This window comes from Gammaproteobacteria bacterium (assembly GCA_036381015.1).
In the GTDB taxonomy this organism is placed as follows: Bacteria; Pseudomonadota; Gammaproteobacteria; order Steroidobacterales; family Rariloculaceae; genus ZC4RG20.
In genome coordinates, this window is sequence record DASVDR010000025.1 from 41044 (window position 1) to 64263 (window position 23220).

Consider the following 23220-nt stretch of genomic DNA (forward strand, 5'->3'; position numbering starts at 1 on the left):
CGCTCTCAGCCCCCGTCGATCAATCCCCGGGACCGCGCGAGGCTCTCGTAGCGGTGCAGAAGCGCTCCGAGCTCGTCGAAGACCGCGGACACACGGCCGTTCACTTCGCCGCGCAGCTCGCCGAGCCGCCGCTGCCAAACGTCGAGCTGCCGAGCCGTGACGAGCAGCTCGGTGTCGGAGATCGCCGTGCCTCGGCGCTCCGCATCGTCGAGATAATCGTTCAAGTACCGAGCCGCGTAGCGGGCGGTTTCGGTGAATGCCAGCGCATCCCCGAGGTCGTCGGCAGCCGCCGCCCGCAGCAAGTAGAGGTCGAGCCCGGGACGTAGAAGCAGCACCCGGTCGACCATTCGCAACGCATCGAACGCGTAGCGCGGCTCGCCGACGACTTGCGTGCGCCAGCTCGCGCGGAGCTGCGTCGCATACGGGTACCAGAGATCCGTGACGCTGGCGCCGGCGAGCGCGCCGTCGAGCCGCGCGACCGCTTCCCAATCCCCGTCCGCAGCGAGCCGCCAGCCCCGCACGACTGCCGCAGCTGCGCCTCGCAGATCCTCGGCCACTCTTGCCGCATCGGAGTCTTCGCCGCCCGCCGCAATCGCGGGTAGCTGCGGCTCGATCAGCGCGAATCGGGCCGCGTCGTTGCCGGGGTCTTCGTCGAGCGCGACGCGCAGCGATTCGACGGCGCCGTCGAGGTCGCCTTCGGCTCCCCGCACGAGGCCCTCGACGAGCGCGCGCAACGAAGGGTCCTGCAGCGTACCGGCAAGACGAGCTGCGCGGGCCCTCTGCCCTTTCGCGAGCAAGCGCGAAGCCACGTAGGCGAAACTCAGCCGCTCGCCGAGCTCCGCGCGCAACGGGCTCGCGGCATCGAGCAGGGGGTCGTAAGGCGCGAGCATCTCGAGAAGCTCACGCTGGTCGAGGCCGTCGGCCAGCATGCGGCTCTCCGCGGCCATGAGGTTCCGATCGTCGGTGCTCGGCTCGGCGCCCGCGGCGAACTCGGGCGCGGAGCGCTCGTCGAGCACGAGCGCCGCGGCGAAGTCCTCGGCGACGTTCAAGCCGAGATAGCTGTAGTGCAGCACGTTGGTGCTGAGCGGACGTCCGGTCCGCAGGATCTGCCGCTCGATGTCGAGCGAGCCGTCCGAGGCGAGAAAGAACAGCGTGCCGCCGCCCGCGTGGTAGAGCCGAACGTTGGAATAGACCTCGAGGAGCGTGGCGGCCAACGAGCGCAGCAACCCCTCGTCCACGAAACCGGCGCTGATCCGTTGCAGGAAAACGCCGCCCTCGTCGAGCCGCGACTTCGCGAGCGCCGCGAACTCCACCGTGAAGAGATGCGATGATTTCGCGGTCCAGGGATGCGGCGGCTGCGAGACGATCAGGTCGTACTTCTTCGTGGTCAGCTGCAGCGCGTTGCGGGCATCGTTGATGATCACGTTCACGCGCGGATCGGCGAGCGGATCCACAGCGCGCAGCTCCGCGATCGCGCGGTTCGCCGCGAGCACTTCCGGCTCGAGCTCGATCACGTCTATCGTCTCGATGCTGCGCGGCACCCCCTCGAGCGCCACGCCGCCTCCCAACCCGACGACGAGCATCGATGTCGCATCGGGCCGCGCCGCGATCGGCAGGGCATGCATCCACTGCTGTGACTGCCCGAGGAGCGGCGCGCCTTTCGGCAACACCGATGCTTCCGGGAGCCCGTCGGTCCGGAGCTCGAGCTCGCCGTCGTTTTCCACGACGAGCACGGTCGCGCTGCGGCCGACCGAAAAGAAAATTTCATGCGGATCGCGCGTCGGCGCTTCGATCGCGGTGCTCCGGATCACCGCCTCGGGGCGGTCCGGCCGGTAGAGAACGGCGGCCGCGAGCAACGCGGCGGCCGCCGCGCCGACCGCGACACGTTTCGGAGGCGCCACGAGTGCGGCCGTCACGAGGGCGAGCAGCAGGTTGACGCCGACCGCGAGTCGGATCGTCCCTTCGAACCCGAGACCTGGAATCAGGAAGAGTCCGCCCAGCACGGCGCCGGCGATCGCCCCGACGGTGCTCCAGGCGTAGATGCTGCCGGTGGCCGCGCTCGCCTCCGATGGGCCCCGTGCGAGCACGCGGACCGCGAGCGGAAACGTGGCGCCGATCAGCAGCGTGGCCGGCAGCATCACGAGCGCGGCATATCCCGCGAACGCGGCCGGGCTTCGGCTCTCCGGAACCAGGGCTTGCATCGCTGCATAAACCGCGATCGACAAGACCGCGATGCCTGCCTGAGCGACGGCGAACCCGATCGCCGCACGGTTCCGATCCGCGGATACGCGCCCCGCAAGCCCGCTCCCCGCCGCGACGCCTGCAAGGAACGCGGCGAGCATCGTCCCGAACGCATAGATGCTGCCGCCGATCACGTGCGACAGCATGCGGGTCCACAATACCTCGTACAGAAATGCGTTGGCGCCCGAGACGAGCATCAACGGCAGGATCCAAGCAGGCTGGCGGTGCACGGCCGGGCGCCGAGGGCGGCCTCCGAGCCCCACGAGCGGCGCGATGCAGCTTGCGAAGAAGCGCGGAGGCGCCGAAAGCGGCTCGGCGGCCGTAAGGCCCGTCGTCCCCGCCTTACGGGACAGCAGCGCCGCTGCGACGAACACCGCGACGTTCACGCCGACTCCGACCCAAACGGTCCGCACGAGGCCGAGCGCCGGGACGAGCGCGAACGCCGCGGCCAACGTCCCGCCGACGGCGCCTGCCGCATTGATCGAGTAAAGCAGCGCGACCTTCGGACCGAGCTCGCGATCTTGCCGTACCGCGTACCGCGTCAACAGCGGCAGCGCGGCGCCGATCAGACCCGTGGGAAGCATCAGCACGACGAAGGCGGCAGCAAGATAAAGGACCGGGTGAGCGGCCGCCGCCGCGTCCGGGGGCTCCGGCAGACCGCCGAGGAGCCAGCGGTATACGCCGCCGGCGGCGGCCGTCAGAAACGGCACCGCCGGCGCCGAAACGGCGACGCCGGCCTGGAGCAGGCCGTACGCGAGAATCGGGCGTCGCATGCGCCGTGCATATCGAGCGGCGAGCGCGGCGCCGGCCGCCGTGCCCCCCATGTAGGCGGCAAGGACGGTGGCCACGGCGAGCTCGGTCGTGCCGAACACGAGAGAGAACTGGCGCAGCCACGCGGTCTGATAGAGCAGCGCGGCGAAGCCGGAAAGAAAGAAGCAAAGCGCCGCGCCGGCGAGCACGCGCCGCTTCGAATCGAAGCTCGTCGCCGCTTCGCCGACGGCCGCGGCAGCCTCGGCGCCTTCCGTTCCCGGCTGCGAGCTCACGGGCAGGCGCGCTCGGTGTCCAAGTCGGCCCGGTACGGGGCCTTGCGTGTAAGCCGTCTCATCGCTGCGTCACGGATGGGCGCTGCATCCCGAATCGGGAACCCGGGTCGCTCCGCTCGCCCCGAAGCGTCGCGGGCGCATGTTACCCCGACCGGCCGCGCCTTGAAACGCGCCGGCACCCCGACCGGGCGCGCCTTTTGAAGCGCGCCGGCTGCGAGCCTTCGGGCCGCGCGCCGCGACACGCCGCCGATCGCGGCATCGATCCGCGGCATCGGGCCCGGGCGCGGCAGATTTGCGTCACAGCGACGATCATGCGATAACACTCGCGCGCCGTGCTCGATCAAGGTCAAGAAAAACAAAGGAAATTTCTTGCGGCCTGCGCGCAGGCGCGCCGGCCGCGCCGGCCGCGGAGCGTGCCCGTTTCGCAACACGTCGAGGCACGCCGGGGGGAAACCGGCGTCGGCGCAGGTTGTCTGACGATGAAGTCGGATCGCCGAGGGCATTGATCGAGCGGCCCGCACCGCCGAATATCCCCTTGGCGTCCGCGAGGAGAACCGAATGACGAGCACCACGAAGATCAAGCTGCTTGCAGGCACCGCCTGGCTCGCGGCGGCAATCACGCCGCTCGGGAGCGCGCAGGAGGCTCGAGTCGTCGAGCCTTCGCCGGAAAAGCAGCGGATGATCGATCTCGGAATCGAGCACGAAACCGCCCTCGGGCTGTACGAGTACTTCAAGGAGCAAGCCGGCGGCGGCGATGCTCTGACGTGGGAGAACGTCCCGGATTGGAGCGGTATCTGGACGCGCGAGGCGAGTCCGTTCTACTTCGACCCGGATCAGCAGCCCGGAACGCTGCCCACCGCAAAGCTCACGCCGGAGTACGAGCGCAGGCTGCTCGAGAAGCTCGAGAGGGTCGAGCAAGGCATCGAGTACGACCCGCTGAGCGCCTGCAATCCCGCAGGCATGCCGCGGTGGCTGGTGGAGCCGTTCTTGAGAGAGTTCATCGTCACGCCGCGGCAGACGTGGCTGATCAACGAGATGATGAACGAGGTGCGCCGCATTTACACGGACGGCCGCGGACATCCGCCGCCCGAGGACGCCTACCCGCTCTACGAAGGCGACTCGATCGGCTTCTGGGACGGCGATCGGCTCGTGATTCACACCGCGCAGATGCGCCCCGGGCAATATCAACGCATTCAGCCGGAGTACAGCGAGCAGATCGAGGTCGTCGAGATCTGGCACAAGACCGCCGACGACACGCTCGTCGCCGACGTGTGGGCTTACGATCCGCCGGCCCTGGTCGAGCCTTGGTACACTAGACAGGTGTACAAGAAGCTCTCGAACGACGACAAGAGCCTGAGAATCCGTTACTGGCACTGCCAGGAGAACCAGAATAACGTCGTGATCGAGACGGAGGAAGGCACCTCCACCTTCCAGGACTTCACGTTTACCAAGAAAGACGATCGTCCGAGCGGTAACCAGGACGAGGAGTAGAGGCAATGACGAAAGCACTGGCAGGCACGATCGCTGGCTTCATGCTGCTCGGCGGCATGCTCGCGAGCGAAATCGCAGCGGCCCATCACTCGGCGGTGATGTTCGACGAGCAGAAGGAGATCACCGTCAGCGGCGTCGTGAAGGAGTTCCAATACACGAATCCCCACTCCTGGCTCCTCGTCGACGTCACGGGCGAGGACGGCACGGTCACGACGTGGGGCTTCGAGGCCGAGGGTCCGAGCACGCTGATGCGCGCGGGTATTCGCAGGAGCGACTTTACACCGGGGACCAAGGTGACGATCACCGGCCATCCGATGAGGGATGGGCGTCCGGCCGCGCTCTGGGTGAAGGCGACGCGCGACGACGGCAAGGTGTTCGACCCGAGTAAGGGCTTCCAGGTTCGCTGAGCCCGCGATGCGCCGCGAAGCATCGCGCGGCGCCAGGCAATTCCGGCGGCTCCGGTCCCGCGAGGGCGGAGCCGCCTTTTTTTCGGCCGGCGGCGCCCCTCGCAGCCGCTCCTCACCGAGCCCTGCAGGGCGTCGGATTCCAGCCGCTGCGATCCTCCTCCTTGCGGAAATTCGAGCTCGTGATGAACGGCGCCGCAAGGTATTCCGGGTCCTCGACGATGGTCTTCACGACGAGCCACTGCGAGCCGTCCGGATGGTGGAGCAAGTCGAAGTACTCGGTGACGACGGCCTCGGCCCCGTAGGGGACGCCGTTCTTGCGGAGGTATCCGGGCTTCATCCCGGTGGTGACGACGTGGAGCGAGCCGTATACCGGGGGCCGGCCGCGCCCGCCGCCGTGCATGATCCACTCCGCCCGCGACACGCCTTGCCACGTGGGCTCTCCGGCCGGCTCCGGCACGTCGCCGAAATGGAGGAGCCGAGTCTGCCGCCCCGCGTCCGTCTCGATCCGGAGCGTCGAGCCGTCATCCCACGAAATGCGAATCCGCCCCGGCATCCGCATGATGTTGCCGACGCCGTAGGCCTTGCACGCGTTGCCTTCGGCCTCGTCGCGCGCCGGATCCCAGCTCTCCGCGGTCGCCTGCCCGGCCGGCGTCAGAGAGACGCCGGAGATGTCGCCCTTCGGCGGGGTCATCATCCGGAAGCGCCAATCCTCCGTGACGATCGATACCCATTGCCCCGTGAGATCGATCGGGGCCGCGTCCCGCGGACTCGCCGGGGCGGGCGGCCGGCCCCGCTGCGCGGCGGCGGGCGTCACGGCCGCGAGCCACAGCACGGCCAGGAGGCCGGCGGCCGCCGCCCTCGCGAACGCGTTCACTTGCAGAGCCCTCATGTTCGTCCTACTCCTGCTCGCTCAGGCTGCGGTACGCCGCCTCGATGAAGCGCTCGGTCGTCCAGAAGCCGGACGTGGAGCCGTAGACGGGATCGTAGTCGCGGGTCGGTCGGGCCGCCTTGACCTGCTCGAGCGTCATGCCCTCGTCGATCATGTGCTGAAGGCGATCGCGGACGACGAGCACCATCTCTCGATAATTCAGCACGTCGCCGATGTTGCTGAGGCGCCCGTGCCCCGGAATCACGAGAGTGCCGCCGTCCTGGCCGTAGACGGGGATCATCAGGTCGACGATGTATTCGAGCGCGGCGACGAAGCCCTGATAGCTTCCGCCACCCTCGAGATCGATGACCGGATAGCTCGTCGTGGAGAACAAGTCGCCCACCGCGATCACGTCCGAGCGGCGGAAGAAGACGATGCTGTCCCCGTCGGTGTGGGCGGACGGCAAGTGGATGATGCGGATCCCTTCACCGTTGAAGAACATCTGCTTCTCGTCGCCGAAAAACGTATTCGTCGGCCAGCCGGAGGACGGCAACGCCTGCTCACCCGTCGCCGAGCTGAGGCGCAGCAGAACGTTCTCGTGAGCGATGAGCTGCGCACCGACGCCGGCGTCGGCGATCGCACCCTGCATGTTGCCGCCCGAGACCGTGCTTCCCGCCAGCCGAAGATTCGAGTTGCCGCCGGTATGGTCGGGATGGTGGTGCGTATTGACGATGTAGCGGATCGGCTTGTCGGACAGCTCGCGAATCGCGGCGATGATCTTGTCGGAGAGCGCCGCGTACTGCGTGTCGACCATCAGCACGCCGTCGTCCCCGGTCTGCACCGTGATGTTTCCCCCGGCGCCGACCAGCATGTAGATGTTGTCGCGGACTTTCAGCGTCTGCACCTCGACGTCGGTGAAGTCCCGTTGCGCCCGGGCCGGAGCAGCGGTGACGACGCCGAGAATCGCCAGCGCCCACAGCGCGGCCAATGCTTGCTTGTTCATTCGAAGCCCCATGCCGTCACCCTCGTCCCGCGCTCACTCGGCCTCGAGCGGCGGCGGAACCGGCAAGCGCTCGAGCGTCTCCATGTACTCGGGGTACATCGTCTTCGCGCCCCCCATGGCCGCCTCGAACGGGATGCCGTGCTTGCGCGCGTACTCCATCAGGAACGGGTTCTGGCCCGGCAGGTAGTGCGGGAAATACCCGTCCGGCAGCACGACCTCGACGACGCTTTCGCAGGGATACGCGCCGATCCGGCCGGCTTCGCTCAACACGTAATCCCGATTCCGGAAGAACGGCTCCTCCAGATAGAGCGGATCCTGCACGAATACGTTCCAAGTCAGATGATTGCCGTGGCGGATGAAGTGCTCGGTGACGGTGGCTCGATCGCTGCGCGCCACGCCGTTGCGGCGTAGCCAGCCTTCCTTCAAGTGAGTCGTGGTCACTTTGAGGATACGGCCCACCCATTCGCCCGTGGAGAAGCCCATCGACGTATGCTCCGCGAACTCCGGCGGATGCGGGCGGCCGTCCATCCAGATCGTGCGCTGGGTATTCCACGCGAAGTGCTGAAGATGGATCGCGATCAGCTCCTGAGTCTCGGTGTCGATCTCCTCCCAGATGCGGATGTCCGCGAAGCTGTTGGCGTAGTCCGAAGGGTGGACGCGGCACTGGTAGTGAGGCAGCGAAAGGATCGATGCGCTCCAGCTCTGCGCGCGCAGCCGGTCGGCGTCGTTCAGGGGCAAGCCCGCGTAGTCGCCGAGCTCCGGCCCCGGTATGCGGTCCGGCCAATCCTCCGCATACGTCGCGCTCCACACGCCGGCGAGGTTCACCTGCGCGGCGGCCGGTCCCGCCGCTGCGGCGCCCAACGCAGCCAGCATTCCGGCCACCCCGAGACGGGAGAGGTTCAACATGGCTCACTCCTCATGCCGGGCGGGTCCGAACCGACGGTCGTGCTCGACTCTTGGACTTCTTCTCCCGCCCCGCGCAAACCGCGCCGGTGCACGCGGCCTCCCTGATTTGCGCAAGATCATTCGACTGGGCCGCTTCGCGCGGCCTCGGCAATGCTAGCACACGCTCCCGCGGCGAATGGGCGCCGCGCACCCGGCAATCAGAGGGCGGCCGTCATGACCGGCGCGGGCCCGGCAGCGACGACGCCGACGTCGCGCAGCATCGCGAATGCGGCCGCGGCTGCGGCGTCCGCGGGTAGGATTCGAGGGGCCCAACGCGTGGCCGCGAGCCAGCGCGCCGCTTCGTCCGCCCGCAGCCCGTAACGGCGGGAGATTTCCGCGGCAGCGCCCGGCGATGCGGCGAGCTCGGACGCCGCCGACAAAGCCGACGTCACGGCGGCGGCGAGCGCAGCACGCTTCTCGGCAATCGCCGACAAGGACGCGCAGACGACGAACGCAGGCCACGGTGCCGCGAATTCGCCGATGCGCCGAAAAAGGCCCGCGTCGACGAGGGGCTGCGTCATGAATCGCTCCCAAAGGAAAACGTCCGCGGCTCCGCGCTCGAGCGCTTCGACGGCGCCGTCAACGCCGCCGACCGTCTCGAACGCGAGCTCCTCGGTCGGCCAACCCCGCGCTCGGGCGAGCGCAAAGGCCATCAGATGCGATCCGGACCCGGGCCGGCTGATCGCGTACCGCGCGCCGCGAACGTCGTCCACGCCAGCACAGCGTGACCCGGCGGGCACGTGAATGCCCCACAGCAACGGCGTTTCGGTGTAAAGGCTAACGATGCGGAATGGCGCGCCGCCGGCGACGGCCGCCACGGCGGCCTCGCAGAGAAGCATGGCCACGTCGAGCCGCCCTTCGGCGAGCGCGGCGCTCATGACGCCGCTGCCGCCCGGGAAATCGCTCCACGCAGCGCGGATGCCGGCGCCGCCCAACGCGCCCGATTCGAGAAGCCGGAGCCAAGGCAGGTTGAAGTGCTCCGGCACGCCGCCGATCGCGAGTTCCGTATTCACATGCCCTCCGGTGCGTGCGGCTCGGTCGCGCGGCCGGCGGATGCGAGCAGGCCGAGCGCGGCGAGAATCAGCACGATCCCCGTGCCCTCGGCGGCATTCGGCCGCTCGCCGAGCTGCAACCATGCCGAAACGACGCCGACGATCGGCACGATCAGCGAGCTCAGACCGCTGATCGTCGCCGGCAGGCGCTGCAGGATATAGAGCCACAGCAGCGTGGCGAGCGCCGTGCCGCCGACGGCGTTGTACGCCAGCGCGCCGATGAAATACCCGCTCCATTCGACCGGCCGCTCCGCCACGATCAGCGCAGCGCCCGCCAGAGGAACGAAGCCGAATACCATCTGCCAGGCCGTCAGCGAGACGAGCTCGGCGCGGCCGCGAATCGGGATCTTCTTCGCGATCACGACGCTGATCCCCCACGAAAGACCGGCGCCGAGCGCGAGGAGGCTGCTCGCGAAGCCGGCGCCGGTGTCCCAAATCTCCAGCACGAGCACGAGGCCGGCGAGCGCGAGCCCGACCGCGGGCCACTGCCGTCCGTGCAGGCGCTCGCCGAGGAACGGCCAACCGAGCAGGATCACCCAGAACGGCATCGTGTACGCGAGCACGGCGCTTTTTCCCGCCTGGCCCACCGCGAGCGACCACGAGATCAGCCCGACGAAGCCCGTGGTCTGGAAGAGGCCGAGCAGAATCGTCTTGCCGACGTGCCGCGGCAGAAGCGGCGCGCGGAGCGCCGGCAACAACGCGAGCAGCACCAGCGCCCCGAGCCCGACGCGCAGCACGGCGAAATCGATCGGCCCGGCGTCGCGCAGCGCGAGCTTCATCACGACCCAGTTGTAGCCCCAGAGGAGAGCGAGCAGCCCGAAGGCGGTGAGAGGACCGGCGTCGGTGACGCGCGCGGTGGCGGCATCCGCGGAAGAGCTCATGTGCATCCTGCAACGGGCGACGGCGCCCGGAACGAGATCCGAAAGCCGTCATGATGCCATTGCAGGCCGGCGGAAAGCTCGTGCGGCAGCGTCAGGCCTTCACAAGGCCGTCGAGCGGCGCGGCGGCCCTGCTCTCCGGAAACACGCTGCGCTCGAGCGCCGCGGCCGGAACGCCGAGATGCTCGCCGAGCACGCCCTTGAGCACCGACCGAAGGTCGAGGGTGGGCCGGAGGTCGCGCCCTTCGTAGAGATCGCGCGCAGCGAGGCCCGGCCAATCGGCGATCACGCGCCCGCCCTGTACGGCGCCGCCGAGCACGAACGCGGCGCCGGCGGTGCCGTGATCCGTGCCCCCCGTGCCGTTCGCCGCCGCCGTTCGGCCGAACTCGGTCGCGACGACGACGACGGTGTGCTGCCACGTCGTGCCGAGCGCCGTCTTGAACGAGCGAAGCGCAGCGTCGAGCGCGGCGAGCCGCAGGCGAAGCGCACCGCGCTCGTTCGCATGGGTATCCCATCCGCCGATGTCGAGGGCGGCCGCGACCGGCCCGTCGTTTCGAGCGAGGAAGCCGGCCGCGGCGCGGATGATCTCGCCGGATGCGGCGCGCGCACGACCGTTCGACGCAACGCGCCGTCGCCTTGCGCCGCGATCGCGTGCGCTCGGCGCCTGCATCGCGCTTTCGCTCGCGGCCTCGACGGGCAGAGCGGACTCCGCCGACAGCGCGTCGGCGAGGCGCCTGCCGAGCACGTCGTCGTGCGCGTAGAGATCCGACAGCCGATCGAGCGTGTCGTCGTCAACCGGCGGCAGCCGCGACGGGGACCACGAGATCACGGGCGTCGCGCCCCGCATCACGAGCGGCACGTCGGGCCCGAGCGCAACACCGGGCGACGACGCGCGGCCTAACGGCAGCGCGCCGAGCGCCCGGTTGAGCCAGCCGTCCGGCAGCGCATACGGCCGTGCCGCGCCCGTCTCGAGCACGTTCTGGGCATCGAAATGGGATCGTTCCCGGTACGGCGTCGCGACGGCGTGCGCGACGCAAAGCTCGCCGGCCGCGTGGCACTCCGCGAGGAACTCGAGACTCGGGTGCAGCCCGAATAGATCGTCGAGCGCGAGGACGCCGCCGGACGCGCCCGGCGGAGGCAGTGCGAGATCGCTGCGCAGCGCCGCGTAATGCGGATCGCCGTATGCGGGCACGGCCGCGAGCCCGTCGAGCGCGCCGCGAAGCACGACGAACACGAAGCGCCGGTCGCCGCCCGTGCCCGCGAACGCGACCCGCGGCATCGCAAGCGCTCCGGCCGCCGCCGATGCCGCCGCGAGAAATGCTCTTCGATCCCATCCGTTCATCATCGAACCCTCCATCGAGCCTCGACCGTCCGGCCGTCGTCCCGCGCCGCCCCCGCGACGGCCGGACGACCGTCGTGCTCACCGCCGCAAGAGCTCCGGCGACGCCAGCAGCAGCGTGAGCGCTTGCGGCCGAGTCGCGGCACCCGCGACCGCGCGGCGCGTCTCCTCGCTCAGCGTCGCGCCGAGAAGCTGCTCGGCGAGCTCGGCCGCGTCGTAGCGGCCGCCGACGCGGCCCGCGAGCGCGCCGGCCCACTCGATGCGCTTCAGCAGCGCCGAAGGCGCATCCCAGTCGGCGCTGCGGTCCGGCCAACCGGCCGGAGAGCCGGGCGCGTACGGGCGTTGCCCGAGCAGCGTGAGCGCCGCGGTCCCGCGACCGGCGTCGATCGGCGAATCGAGAGCGCGGAAGACCGAGAAGACGTAATCGTTCGGCGTCTTGTACTTGGCGAATGGCTCCCGCCACGCCGCCGGCGCACCGATCAGCTCGCGATAGACGGCAGGCAAGTGCCCGCCGGTCTCGGCGAACGCCGCCGCGAGCCGGCCGACGACATCCCGCGGCGGGTCGTCCGCGACGAAGTGTCGAGCGAGCTTCGTCGCGAGAAACTCGGCGGTCGACGGATGTGCCGCGAGGTCGCGCAGGACCGCGACGCCCTGCGCCTCGCCGTCCTCGGCATAACGGCGGCCGAGGATCCGCTGCGCGCCGGGCTCGTGCATCTCGGAACGAAACGCGAACTCTCCCGGCCGGTGCGTTTCCGGGCGGAAGCGGCCGGCCGCGGGACCGACGACCGACCAGCCGGTCAGCACGTTCGCGAGCGCGATCACGTCCTCTTGGGTGTAACCGCTGCGAACGCCGAGCGTGTGCAGCTCGAGGATCTCGCGGGCGAGATTCTCGTTGCGGCCGACGTCTCGGCCGGCGCGGGCCGCGCGCCTTCCGATCGACGAATTCGGGCCGATCGAGCGGTAGTTGTCGAGATAGATCAGCATGGCCGGATGGCGCTCGACAGCGAGCAGCAGATCGGCGAAATCGCCCAGCACGTGCGGCCGGATCGCCTCGCGCTCGAACGCGCCGGCGAGCCCCAGGACCGCGGGCTTGTCGACGGAGACGGCGAAGTGGTTGGTCCAGAACTGCGTGAGCCGCTCGAGAAACGGGCGATCCGTCGCGACGGCATGCCGAAAGCGCGCGTCGACCTCGGCCGCATACGCGGCGCGTGCCGATCCGCCTCGCGCTGCGGTCCGGGCGGGGTCCCGCTCTTCCGAGGCGTCCGCCCCAGGCCTCGCTTCGGAGCTTCGGCCCTCCGCTCCCGGCGGATCCTCCGCCGTCCGGCCGAGCCGTTTGGCGCGATCCGCGCGGCGCCGCGCCAACGTCTCGGCAAGCACGCCGGCCGCGCTACGGAGGCCGGCGCCCGAGAGCGTCGGAGCCGGCGGCTCGAGCTGAGCCGCGAGCCAGCCGCGCGGGTCGCCGGCGATCCGGTCGAGCTCGCCGGGCCGAGCGCCGAGGCCGAAACGGTTCGCCGCGATGGCCGAAGCGAAGTCCTTCATCCGTTCACCCTCCTGTCGTCGCCGGCTGCCGGGCTGCTTTCCTCCAACGCACGGGACCGGAGCCGCGTTGACAGGGGCGCTGCCGGCGTGTCAACCGCGGGGCGGGGTCGTGCGTTACAGGTCCGAGCGTGAAACGTGACTGCGTGCACGGATTCGATCGAGCGCCGGCCGAGGGCGCTCGGGACGAGGCTAACATGGCGTGCATCGGGGCAGCGGATGCGGCTTGGACGGGAGGGAACGCTGGATTCGGGCATCGAAATCCAGGCGCTCGAAGCAGGCATCGAGATCGAGGCCTTTCTTCGAGACGTGGAGGCGCGCGCCTATCGCATCGCGTGGATCGGCATTCGCGACCGCGACGAGGCGCTCGACATCGTGCAGGACGCGATGATTCGGCTCGTTCGCCGTTACGCGCGGCGGCCGAGCGCCGAGTGGCGCGCGATCTTCTATCGGATCCTCCAGAATCGGATTCGAGACGCGCAGCGCCGGCGGACCGTCCGCTCGCGCGTGCTCGCGTTCTTCGGCGGAGGCGACGCCGAGCGGGACCCGATCGAAGAAGCGCCGGCGCCCGCCGTCGAGGACCCGCTCGAGCGCGCGTCCTCGGACGACGCGATGCGCGCGCTCGAAGAAGCGCTGCGGACGCTGCCGGCGCGCCAGCGCGAGGCCTTCATGCTGCGTAACTTCGAAGGGCTCGACGTCGCGCAGACGGCGGCCGCGATGCGCTGCACGCAAGGCAGCGTGAAGACCCACTACTCGCGGGCCGTGCATCGCCTACGCGAGTTGCTGGCGGACCACGACGAGGAGCAACGGGAATGAACGAACGTCGGCCGCAAAACGAAAGCGATTTCGAACGGCACGCGAGACAGGCGTTCGAACGCAGCGTCGACGCGCTCGACGTCGCGACGAGAAGCCGCCTCCGGGATGCCCGGCTGCGCGCACTCGAGGCGCTCGAGCCGCGCGCCCCGTTCGCGGCCGTTCCGCGATGGTCGCTCGCGGCGGCCGCGACGCTCGCGGCGGTCGCGATCGGGTGGTGGCTGGGCCCGCTCGGGTCCCCCTCCGCGGACCCGCGCGTCGACTTGGCCGCTCTCGGCGATCTCGAGATTCTGTCCGGAGAGGAGGATCTCGAGATGCTGACGGAGGATCTCGAGTTCTACGTGTGGCTCGAGGAGCAGCCCGAGCTCGAGCCGGGCGCGGCAGCCGACGGCGCCGGATGATCCGTCCCGCCGCGGTCGGCCTGCTCGCGGCTCTCGGGGCCGCCGCGCTGCCTGCGCAGGAGCCGGCGCCCGGTCCGGACGTCGACCTGCTCGAATATCTCGGCAGCTGGGGCGCGGGCGAGGACGAAGAGTTGTGGCGGATTGCGGAATCGGAGAACGAGCGCGCCCATCGGGAGGCGCCGCCGAAGGACGACGCCAAGTCCCCGGAGCGTGCGAGGAAAGACGATGACGAGAGCAACTAGAATCGCCGCGCTCGGCCTGGCGCTCTTGACGCTCGCGGGCCGCGCGGACGCTCAGGGGATCGCCTGGGACGAGCTGAGCGACGCGCAGCGCCGGCTGCTCGCGCCTCAGCAAGAGCAGTGGGATCGGCTCGACCCGGAGCGCCAGGAGCGCATCGCGCGCGGAGCGGAGCGGTGGCTCGAGATGGCCCCCGAAGAGCGCCAGCGTGCACGGGAGCGGTTCCGTCGCTGGCAAGCGCTGCCGGAGGATCAGCGCGCGGCCATCCGCGAGCGGTACGCCGAGCTTCGGCGCCTTCCGCCGGCCGAGCGGCAGCGCCTGCTCGAGACTTATCGCCGCTACCGCGCGCTGCCGCCCGAACGCCGCCTCGAGCTGCGCGAGCGGTTTCGCGAGCTGACGCCGGAGCAGCGGCGTGCGCTGCGGCAGCGCGCCGTGCGCCGGCCGCTACCGCGAGCCGTGCCGCGCAGCGGCACGCCGCAGCGGCCACAGCAGCGCGCTCCACGCCGCGCGCGCTGATCCTCGGACGATGCAGGAACGAGAAGGCCCCGGCGGGCACCCGCCGGGGCCTCTCGTTCGAGACGCGCTGGAACGCTCGAATCAGGTGCGGCGATCGGCCCTCGCCGCGCGGCGGTCGAATCGGCGCTCGACGCGGTCCCCGCGCCGGTCCAGTCTCCGATCGGCGCGCGCGCCGCGCCGATCGAGCCGGTTGTCGACGCGGTCCCCACGTCGATCGAGCCGCTCGGCCGCGACATCCCGATCCGCCTCCTCGGCGCGTGCCGCGGCCCGATCGAGGCGGCGGTCGATTCGATCGCCCCGCCGGTCGGCGTGCCGCTCGACGCGGTCGCCGCGGCGGTCGAGACGCTCCTCGATGCGCTCGCCGCGCTCGTCGAGCCGCTCGCTCCGGTCCACGGGCTCGTCCGCGAGCAGCGGCCTCGCGAGCAGCAGCAATCCGACGCCGATCCATGTCGCACTGGTTTTCACGATGTCTCTCCCTCGATGCGTATCAAGACATGCTTAAAACGCACGCGCCGGGTCGAGGGTTGACGCCGAGCCTGCGGTTCGGCCGCGCGTGCACGGCATGAACGCGTCGTCGTAACATTCGGGCCCGAGCCCTCGGAAGGAGCCACGCGATGAAGAGCCGCCGGTCGAGCCTTATCCTGCCGCTCGTCGGACTGATCTCGAGTCCGGTGCTCGCCGACGACGGCGGCTTCGTGCCGGTCACGGACGAGATGCTGCGGCATCCGGACGCCGCCGATTGGCCGTCCTGGCGCCGCACGCTGGACGGCTGGGGGTACAGCCCGCTCGATCGGATCGACCGCGACAACGTGAGCGATCTAGAGCTCGTCTGGTCGAAGGATCTCCCGGACGCGCCGAGCCAGGAAGGCGTCCCGCTCGTCTATCGAGGCGTGATGTATTACCCGGGGCCGATGGATGTGACGACCGCGATGAACGCGGCCACCGGCGAGACGTTGTGGGAGCACCGGCGCGACCTGCCGGACGACGTCGGCCGCTACGTGCCCTTCCCCGCGACGAACCGCAATCTCGCGATCTACGGCAGGCTGATCATCGACAACGGCTCGGACGGCTTCATCTACGCGCTCGACGCGGAGAGCGGAGCGCTCGTTTGGGAAACGAAGGTTCTGGACTACCGGACCCATCCCGCGAAGCAGGGCTCGGGCCCGATCGTGGCCGACGGTATCCTCATCTCGGGGCGCAATTGCATGCCCGAGGCCGGGCCGGACGCGTGCGTGATCACGGCGCACGACGCGCTCACCGGCAAGGAGCTGTGGCGGCGACGAACGATCCCCCGTCCGGGGGAGCCGGGAAGCGAGAGCTGGGGGGACGTTCCGTACGAGCGCCGTTGGCACGTCGGTGCGTGGCTCGTGCCGAGCTACGATCCGGAGCTCGGCCTCGTCTACGTCGGCACGTCGGTGACGGCCCCGGCCCCGAAATTCATGCTCGCCGGCAACGATCGCGACTATCTCTACCACAACTCCACGCTCGCCCTCGACGTGCGGAGCGGGGAGATCGTTTGGCACTACCAGCATCTCGTGGACCATTGGGATCTCGATCACGCGTTCGAGCGGATGCTGATCGATACCGCCGTCGCGCCGGATGCGGCCGAGGTGCGTTGGATCGCTCCCGGGCTTCGGCCGGGCGAGCGACGGCGCGTCGTGACCGGAATTCCGGGCAAGACCGGGATCGTCTACACGCTGGACCGGGAGACGGGGGAATTTCTCTGGGCGCGCCCGACGATCCGGCAGAACGTCGTGGCCGACATCGACGGCGCAACCGGCGACGTGTCGATCAACCCCGACACGCTTTTCACGGCCGCGAATCAGGAGCGCTTCGTGTGCCCCACGCCGAACGGCGGCAAGAATTGGCCGGCCGGCACCTACAGCCCTCGCACCGGCGCCATGTACTTCACGCTTGCGAACACGTGCATGACGGCGAGATCGATTGCGGATGAAGCGACGCCGGAATTGGTCTACGCCGTCGAGAGCGATACCGAGATCGCGCCGGGCACGACTCGGCTCGGCACGCTTCGCGCGCTTTCGGCGGAAACCGGCGCGGAGCTGTGGCGTTACGACCAGCGCGCCGCAATGACCGGCCTGCTGTCGACGGCCGGTGACCTGATATTCGGCGGCGACTTGGCCGGCATCTTCCGCGCTTTCGACGCGGCGACGGGTGAAGTGCTGTGGGAGACGGACCTCGGCGCGCCGGTCTCGGGCCACCCGATCACGTTCGCCGTGGACGGACGACAATTCGTCTCGATCAGCACGGGGCGCTCGAACCTGACGGGCGCGCTCGCCCGTTACACGCCGGACGCCGTTGCCGAGAGCGCCGACAGCAAGCTCTTCGTGTTCGCGCTTCCGTGACCGGATCGGGCGACCGGCGCCTTGCGATCAGGCGAGCTGCGCGCGATACCCGCGCAGCTGGCGCGCGAAGTCCTCGAGCGCCGCGATGCCGCTCGATTCCGCGTCGGCGCACCACGCCTGGAGGCGGGCCAGAAGCTCCTGCTGCCCCTTGGCCTGCTGCGTCCAAAGCGCCTTCAGCCGCAGCTTGAAGTCGTAGATCGTCCTGAGCCGCGTGTTCGTCCGCAGCACCTCCTCCAAGTGACGGTGACGCTGCGCGTCGAGCGACGCTTCCTCGCGCAGGATCGACGAGCGGATCGCGCGCAGCCGCCGGCGCGCCTCGCCGGTGAGCGCCCGCGACTCGGCCCGCAGGACCGGGCAGACGACGCGGCTGCCGTAGAGCTTCAGCACATGGAAGCGATTCGCGACGACCGCGCGGAGCATGTCCATGTCGACGACCTGACGTCCGCTGACGAACTCCGTTTTCGGCGCCTTGCGGCGGACCGCGGCGAGACCGAGGGCCTCGAGCGTGCGGATGTAGAGCCAGCCGATGTCGAATTCCCACCACTTGTTCGACAGACGCGCCGAGGAGCCGTAGGCATGATGGTTGTTGTGCAGCTCCTCGCCGCCGATCAGGATGCCGATCGGGATGATGTTTCGCGACGCGTCCTGCGTCTCGAAATTACGGTAACCCCAATAATGCCCGACGCCGTTGATCACGCCGGCGGCCCAGAACGGAATCCAGACCATCTGCACCGCGAAAATCCACAGGCCGGCGAGCCCGAACATCAGCACGTCGACGGCGAGCATCGTGCCGATGCCGAGAAAACGGTGCTTCGAGTAGATGTGGCGCTCGACCCAGTCGTCCGGCGTCCCCGCGCCGAAGGCGTCGAGCGTCTCCTGCTTACAGGCCTCCATGCGATAGAGCCACGCTCCGGCGAAGAGGACACGCCAAATGCCCTTGCGCTGGGGGCTGTGAGGATCGTCGTCGCTTTCGCAGCGCGCATGATGCTTGCGATGCACGGCCACCCATTGCCGGGTCACCATGCCGGTCGTAAGCCAGAGCCAGAACCGAAAGAAATGGCTGACCCCGGGATGAAGCGTCAGCGCCCGATGCGCCTGGTGGCGATGCAGGTAAATCGTGACGCTCGCGATCGTCACGTGAGTGAGCGCCAAAGCCGCAGCGACGTAGCCCCACACGGGAAGCGGTAACAAACCCTCGAAGAACATTCAGACCTCTTGGATTTTCAATCGACAGGAGCGCTTTTCTCGCGGCGCGTGGTCGTCCCGCGTTCCCGTCCGAGCTCGCGCACCTTAGAGAGTAACAGAACGGCGCTCGAAGGCAGGGCTTTTTTCCGCACGATTTCGAAAAACGAAGCCGCCGGCCTCGCGGTGGCCGGAACGGGACCCGCTGCCGCTCGACCGGCAGAGGCGTCTTCGATAATGTAACCTCCTCGCCTGCATCGAAGATTTGACATGGAGCCATGCATTCACGAAGAACCGCTCGAACCGCTGCCTTCCTCGCCTGCCTCGCCGCCGTGGCCTTCCCGGCCGCCGCTCAAGAGGGTTTCCCGCTCGACGGCACGTGGCGAGGCGAATGGGGGCCGCCCGGGGAGGGGCACCGCGTCGTCATAGTGATGGACTGGGACGGAGAGCGCATCAACGGAATGATCAATCCGGGGCCCGAATCGATCGAGTTCCGCCGCGCGGAGCTCGAGCCGAGCACCTGGACGGTGCGGATCGAAGCGGTGAATCACGAGGATCAGGAGATCCTGATCGAGGGCACCCTGCAGGACATCGGCTCCTACAACCGGTACATCGTCGGCACGTGGACCCAGGACGGTGCCGAGAACCCCTTCAAGATCACGCGCGAATAGCGCCGCGCGAGGCTGCGTGAAGATGACGCACGACGACAACGTCCGCCGAGCGGCCGGACTGGACACCGCCGCGATCAGCGACGCGCTCGACAAGCTCGGCATCGCGGGGCAGTGCCTCGGCATCAAGCCACGGGATCACTCGTTCCGGATGACGGGCCGGGCCTACACGGTTCTGTATCGTCCGGTCGACTCGTCGGAGCCCGGCACCGTAGGCGACTACATCGACGACCTCGAGCCCGGCACGGTCGTCGTCCTCGATAACGGCGGGCGCGAGGACGCGACGGTCTGGGGCGACATCCTGACCGGGCTCGCGCTTCGCAAAGGGCTCGCCGGCACCGTTATCGACGGCGCGAACCGCGACACGCACCTGTGCCTCGAATTCGGCTATCCGATCTTCAGCCGCAGCTACTCGATGCGCACCGGCAAGGATCGCGTGCAGGTCGACGCGGAGCAGGTGCCCGTCACGATCGGGCAGGCGCGGGTCCAGCCGGGCGACATCTTGCGGGGCGACGCGGACGGCGTCGTCGTGATCCCGAGATCGCGGGAGAACGAGGTGCTCGATATCGCCGAGGCGATCGACGCGGCCGAGGCGCGCATCCGCGAGCTTCTCGCGAGCGGCAAGCGGCTCGACGAAGCGCGCAAGCTCCTCGGCTATCACCGTCTGCAAACTCGGAGCGCGAAATGAGCGAGCCCGGCGCCGCCTCCCAGGTGCTCGTCGCGCGTCTCTCCGCCCTCGACAGCTGTGCGGTGTCCGACGCGCTCGACGCGCTCGGCCTGCCGCCGGCGGTCACCGGCCTCGTGCCGCTCGGCGCCCGTCGGCGCATTGCGGGGCCGGTCGTGACCGTGAAGCTCGCGCCCGGCAAGCCGCCTGGCGGCAGCACGCGACATCTCGGCACGGCCGCAATCGAGTCGGCGCGTCCCGGCGACCTGATCGTGCTCGAGCACTCGTCCGGGACCGAGTGCGCGGGCTGGGGCGGCGTCCTGTCCGCGGGCGCGCAAATCCGCGGCGTCGCCGGCGTGATCATCGACGGGCCGGCGCGGGACATCGACGAAGCGCGCGCGCTCCAGTTTCCGCTCTATGCACGCGGCGCCTGCGCCCGGACCGCCCGCGGACGGGTGCACGAGGCCGACTTCGGTTGCGCCGTTCGCATCGGCGGAGTGGCGGTCGAGCCCGGCGACTACGCGGTCGCGGATTCGAGCGGCGTCGCATTCGTCCCGGCTGCCCGCATCGAGGAAGTGCTCGCGCGCGCGGAGCGCATCGCCGAGCGGGAGCGCTTGATGCTGCGCGCGCTGCGCAACGGCGAGCCGATCACGCAAGTGGTCGGGCGCGATTACGAGACGATGCTCGACGAGCCGTGAGGGAGAAGGATTACCTCCAGGCGATGAAGCCCTGGGCGGTTCCGCTGCCGGCCTCCGTGCGGTAGCACGGCACGTAGTCGATCAGCTCCCCGCTGAGCCCCGTCTGAAACAGGCAACCGGAGGCGGAAATCCAGTTCAGCAGCTCCGACGTGCCGTCCTTCATCAGCAGCGGATCGACGCCGCGGACGAACGCTTCGTCGCGGCGCTGAATCGCGTCGATCAGCTCGTGATCGAACTCTTCGTTGATCACGAAGTGCGACATGCCGCCGGATCCGACCACCGCGGCGCGGACGTCGCGATCCCATTCCGAGATCACGCGATGCAAGAGGCGCCCGAGCTCGAAGCACCGCCACGGGCGCGGCTGGTTCGGCGGAAAGAACGTATTCGTGATGATCGGCAGCGTCGGGACCGCGCGGTCGCGCATCACGCGGCGCAGGATGTAGGCGAACGCGTGCGGCGTGCCGGCATGATGATGATCGGGCGCGTGCTCCGGCCACTCGTTCGACGCGGCGAAGTCCCAGCCCTCGTCTATCCCGCGCTCGAGGAGCCGCCGTGCGAGGTCCGGTAGGCCTTGGTAGTCCACGCGCTGCTCCGGACGGTTCGCCCATTCCGATTCGCGGATGCCCGGCGGCAGCTTCGCCGAGCGCTGCTCGGGAATCGGCCCGTTCCAGAACGTGTCGCCGTAGTACACGGTGAAAGCGGGCTGCAGCGACGGCAGCATGAGCTCGCGCTGATCGTTGCCGAAGATCACGCAGACGTCGGGGTCGACTTCCGCCCAGATCTCCGCGGTGCGTGTGATCGCCGCTTGGCAGGCGGCGTGGTGACGGGTGCGGGCCTCGAGCGTGGCCTGCTCGCCCAAACGCTCCGGCGCTCGCAGCTCCACGAGCTCGTCGAACGTGTATTGCCGGCCCTTGAACCAGTGGCTGCGCGCCCGATCCGCCGGGATGCGGAGCATCCACTCCTCGGGCGTGGTGTTCAGCTGCGGCCCGTGAGTGGTCCAGAGGCCGAGCACGATTTCCGCCATCGCTGAGATCCCGTACTGCGAACGCGCACTCAGCGGTTGCCGCGGCGCACCGAACCTCGCCGCCGACCGACTGCTCGCGAGCCCGCTAACATAGGTATTCGGCAACGTTCGCGCAAGCCATGCCGTCGTGGCCACGCCCCCATGACGGGCCGGTTCGCTTCGTCGCGCGAGCGCGGGTATGGACTTGGCCAGGATCGCAAGCTACCCTGCGACGCCGGCTCGCCTTCACCGGGATAACGACAGCTGGGAGCACGCCTTTGGAATTGATTGCCTGGATCGAGGGGACGGCGCTGGGGGAATGGGTGCGCGTCTCCGCCTTCGGCTACCCGTTCATGATCACGCTGCACTCGGTCGGCCTCGCCATCATGGTCGGGCTTGCCGTCGCGATCGACCTGCGGCTGCTGGGCCGCTTTCGCACCATCCCGTTCGCGTCGCTCAGGACCCTCTTCAAGGTGGCGTGGATCGGCTTCTTGATCAACTTTCTATCCGGCGCCGCGCTTTTCTCGTCGCAGGCCACGACCTACGTGACGGACATTACGTTCCTGTTGAAGATGGCCTTCGTCCTCGGCGGTGCGGTGACCGTCGGTTATCTGCAGACGGCCGTCGCGAGAACCGGAGACGGCCACGGAGCCGATTCGGTCACGCCGTTCTCGACGCGAGCGGTGGCCGCCCTTTCGATCGCCATGTGGCTGGCCGCTATCGTCACCGGCCGCCTGATTGCCTACCTGTAGCCGAAGGTTCAGCACGATGAATGCCATTCTGGATTGGATGCAGACGACCTGGATCAACGCGCTCGCGTTGAACTACTCATGGACGTGGCCGACGATGGAGACGCTTCACTTCGTCGGCATGTCGCTGCTGATCGGCTCGATCCTGGTCATGGACCTGCGGCTCATCGGCGTGCAGCGCGTGATCCCCTCGCTGACGGTGCATTCGCTGGTGCCGATGGCCCTCACCGGCTTCGGCATCAATTTGACGACCGGCATCGTATTCCTGTTCGGGGATCCGTACCGCTACGCGATCAACATCTCTTTTCAGATCAAGATGGTGCTCGTGTTGCTCGCAGGCGCGAACGCGTTGCTTTACGCGGTCAAGGTCGCACCGGCCATGGAAAACGCGCCGCCGCACGCACCCACGCCCCCGATCGCGAAAGCGGTCGGCGCCACCTCGATCGCGCTCTGGGTAGGCGTCATCTGCTTCGGCCGACTGATCCCCTACCTCGGCACCGGCTGATCCCGTCGAGCACGGGCCGCCGTAGCGCCCTCGATCACCGCGGGTGGTCGGGGGCTTCGATCACTGATCGGGGCCTTCCAGCACCGGTAATCCGGGGCTTCGCGGCGCTGCTCGGGGGAGCACGGCGGCGATCACAGGTTCCACCGCAGCCCGGGGTAACCGCCCGATATCGAAATTACCGGCCTACCGGGATTCGTCGGAGGCGACACCTCGGGCGAGGCACCAGGCGCTGAACGCCGCGAGGACGTCTCGGACGCGTCTTCAGTGGCTGTCTTTCGGAGACCGTCTGCGGCCAGGGAGGGCCGCAGACGAACGGCAGGGACGCTCTTCCCGCGTGTCTCCGAAAGACAGTCACTGAAGGCGCGTCCCCTGCGTCGCCGCTTCCGCCGGGATCTTCAGGGCCGCCAGGACGGCGTCCGAAGGCGCGTCCCTCCACAGCTTCAAAGGCCACACGAACTCCGTCCGAGTAGCGATCGACGCTCCCGGACGGCTCGTTCAGCTTGCGGCTACTTGCAAAGGTCGGTGATGCAGATCGAGTCGAGAGTCCGACCAGGCGGCGGCACCTCCAGCCCCCGCTCCTCCATCAGCTTGCGCAACAGCGCCGCCGTCTCCGGATGC

The 23220-nt window shown here is 69.1% G+C and carries 23 protein-coding genes; 12 read left to right on the forward strand and 11 right to left on the reverse strand.

The window, feature by feature from the left end; genetic code table 11:
* Positions 1-5: 5 nt before the first annotated feature.
* On the reverse strand, positions 6-3284 hold the full coding sequence (locus VF329_09550) for a fused MFS/spermidine synthase (GenBank protein HEX7081247.1): 3279 nt from the start codon (positions 3282-3284) through the stop codon (positions 6-8).
* A 558-nt stretch (positions 3285-3842) separates the two neighbouring features.
* Between VF329_09550 and VF329_09555 the strand changes: the two genes are divergently transcribed.
* Together VF329_09555 and VF329_09560 are read left to right on the forward strand one after the other, a co-directional pair.
* Positions 3843-4775 (forward strand): hypothetical protein, encoded by a 933-nt coding sequence (locus VF329_09555; GenBank protein HEX7081248.1) that lies wholly within the window; start codon positions 3843-3845, stop codon positions 4773-4775.
* A gap of 5 nt (positions 4776-4780) precedes the next feature.
* The gene (locus tag VF329_09560; protein ID HEX7081249.1) at positions 4781-5182 is read left to right on the forward strand and encodes a DUF6152 family protein; all 402 of its coding nucleotides are present in this window, start codon (positions 4781-4783) and stop codon (positions 5180-5182) included.
* Between the two features lie 112 nt (positions 5183-5294).
* Here the strand turns inward: VF329_09560 and VF329_09565 are convergent, their stop codons facing one another.
* The 7 genes from VF329_09565 to VF329_09595 form a co-directional block, all read right to left on the reverse strand.
* Positions 5295-6071 carry a hypothetical protein gene (locus tag VF329_09565; protein HEX7081250.1) on the reverse strand — a complete coding sequence of 259 codons (777 nt, stop codon included), beginning with the start codon at positions 6069-6071 and terminating at the stop codon, positions 5295-5297.
* Between the two features lie 7 nt (positions 6072-6078).
* Complete coding sequence (locus VF329_09570; protein ID HEX7081251.1) at positions 6079-7053, reverse strand: MBL fold metallo-hydrolase; 975 nt, start codon at positions 7051-7053, stop codon at positions 6079-6081.
* A 33-nt stretch (positions 7054-7086) separates the two neighbouring features.
* Entirely contained in the window at positions 7087-7959 is an 873-nt protein-coding gene (locus VF329_09575) for a hypothetical protein (protein HEX7081252.1), read from the reverse strand.
* A 197-nt stretch (positions 7960-8156) separates the two neighbouring features.
* Positions 8157-9011 carry a PhnD/SsuA/transferrin family substrate-binding protein gene (locus tag VF329_09580; GenBank protein ID HEX7081253.1) on the reverse strand — a complete coding sequence of 285 codons (855 nt, stop codon included), beginning with the start codon at positions 9009-9011 and terminating at the stop codon, positions 8157-8159.
* Complete coding sequence (locus VF329_09585; protein HEX7081254.1) at positions 9008-9931, reverse strand: DMT family transporter; 924 nt, start codon at positions 9929-9931, stop codon at positions 9008-9010. The genes VF329_09580 and VF329_09585 overlap by 4 nt, the downstream gene beginning before the upstream one ends.
* Positions 9932-10022: 91 nt before the next feature.
* A complete protein-coding gene (locus VF329_09590) occupies positions 10023-11273 on the reverse strand; it encodes a DUF1501 domain-containing protein (GenBank protein ID HEX7081255.1) in 1251 nt (416 codons plus the stop codon).
* Between the two features lie 75 nt (positions 11274-11348).
* Positions 11349-12806, reverse strand: a complete 1458-nt coding sequence (locus tag VF329_09595; protein ID HEX7081256.1) for a DUF1800 domain-containing protein — start codon at positions 12804-12806, stop codon at positions 11349-11351.
* A 216-nt stretch (positions 12807-13022) separates the two neighbouring features.
* Here VF329_09595 and VF329_09600 point away from each other — a divergent pair, with 216 nt between their 5' ends.
* From VF329_09600 to VF329_09615, 4 genes are read left to right on the forward strand one after another with little or no spacing between them, the layout of a single operon-like run.
* Positions 13023-13619, forward strand: a complete 597-nt coding sequence (locus VF329_09600) for an RNA polymerase sigma factor (GenBank protein HEX7081257.1) — start codon at positions 13023-13025, stop codon at positions 13617-13619.
* Positions 13616-14017 carry a hypothetical protein gene (locus VF329_09605; protein ID HEX7081258.1) on the forward strand — a complete coding sequence of 134 codons (402 nt, stop codon included), beginning with the start codon at positions 13616-13618 and terminating at the stop codon, positions 14015-14017. Before VF329_09600 ends, VF329_09605 begins: the two co-directional genes overlap by 4 nt.
* Positions 14014-14259, forward strand: a complete 246-nt coding sequence (locus tag VF329_09610) for a hypothetical protein (protein HEX7081259.1) — start codon at positions 14014-14016, stop codon at positions 14257-14259. Before VF329_09605 ends, VF329_09610 begins: the two co-directional genes overlap by 4 nt.
* Positions 14243-14770 carry a DUF3106 domain-containing protein gene (locus VF329_09615; GenBank protein HEX7081260.1) on the forward strand — a complete coding sequence of 176 codons (528 nt, stop codon included), beginning with the start codon at positions 14243-14245 and terminating at the stop codon, positions 14768-14770. Before VF329_09610 ends, VF329_09615 begins: the two co-directional genes overlap by 17 nt.
* An 81-nt stretch (positions 14771-14851) precedes the next feature.
* Here VF329_09615 and VF329_09620 read toward each other — a convergent pair whose 3' ends face one another.
* The gene (locus VF329_09620; protein HEX7081261.1) at positions 14852-15235 is read right to left on the reverse strand and encodes a hypothetical protein; all 384 of its coding nucleotides are present in this window, start codon (positions 15233-15235) and stop codon (positions 14852-14854) included.
* Between the two features lie 149 nt (positions 15236-15384).
* Here VF329_09620 and VF329_09625 point away from each other — a divergent pair, with 149 nt between their 5' ends.
* Entirely contained in the window at positions 15385-17133 is a 1749-nt protein-coding gene (locus VF329_09625) for a PQQ-binding-like beta-propeller repeat protein (GenBank protein HEX7081262.1), read from the forward strand.
* A gap of 27 nt (positions 17134-17160) precedes the next feature.
* On the opposite strand, the gene VF329_09630 is transcribed toward VF329_09625, so the two are convergent.
* Positions 17161-18339: a fatty acid desaturase gene (locus tag VF329_09630; protein HEX7081263.1), complete on the reverse strand. Its 1179-nt coding sequence runs from the start codon at positions 18337-18339 to the stop codon at positions 17161-17163.
* Between the two features lie 254 nt (positions 18340-18593).
* On the opposite strand from VF329_09630, the gene VF329_09635 reads away from it, so the two are divergent.
* The 3 genes from VF329_09635 to VF329_09645 are packed head-to-tail and all read left to right on the forward strand — an operon-like array spanning position 18594 to position 20345.
* Positions 18594-18986 (forward strand): hypothetical protein, encoded by a 393-nt coding sequence (locus VF329_09635; protein HEX7081264.1) that lies wholly within the window; start codon positions 18594-18596, stop codon positions 18984-18986.
* Positions 18987-19008: 22 nt separating this feature from the next.
* The gene (locus VF329_09640; protein ID HEX7081265.1) at positions 19009-19671 is read left to right on the forward strand and encodes an RraA family protein; all 663 of its coding nucleotides are present in this window, start codon (positions 19009-19011) and stop codon (positions 19669-19671) included.
* Positions 19668-20345: an RraA family protein gene (locus VF329_09645; GenBank protein ID HEX7081266.1), complete on the forward strand. Its 678-nt coding sequence runs from the start codon at positions 19668-19670 to the stop codon at positions 20343-20345. The genes VF329_09640 and VF329_09645 overlap by 4 nt, the downstream gene beginning before the upstream one ends.
* Before the next feature lie 10 nt (positions 20346-20355).
* On the opposite strand, the gene VF329_09650 is transcribed toward VF329_09645, so the two are convergent.
* Positions 20356-21369, reverse strand: a complete 1014-nt coding sequence (locus tag VF329_09650) for a protocatechuate 3,4-dioxygenase (protein HEX7081267.1) — start codon at positions 21367-21369, stop codon at positions 20356-20358.
* A gap of 263 nt (positions 21370-21632) precedes the next feature.
* Between VF329_09650 and VF329_09655 the strand changes: the two genes are divergently transcribed.
* Entirely contained in the window at positions 21633-22100 is a 468-nt protein-coding gene (locus VF329_09655) for a hypothetical protein (protein ID HEX7081268.1), read from the forward strand.
* A gap of 16 nt (positions 22101-22116) precedes the next feature.
* The gene (locus VF329_09660) at positions 22117-22602 is read left to right on the forward strand and encodes a DUF6644 family protein (protein ID HEX7081269.1); all 486 of its coding nucleotides are present in this window, start codon (positions 22117-22119) and stop codon (positions 22600-22602) included.
* Positions 22603-23220 lie beyond the last annotated feature (618 nt).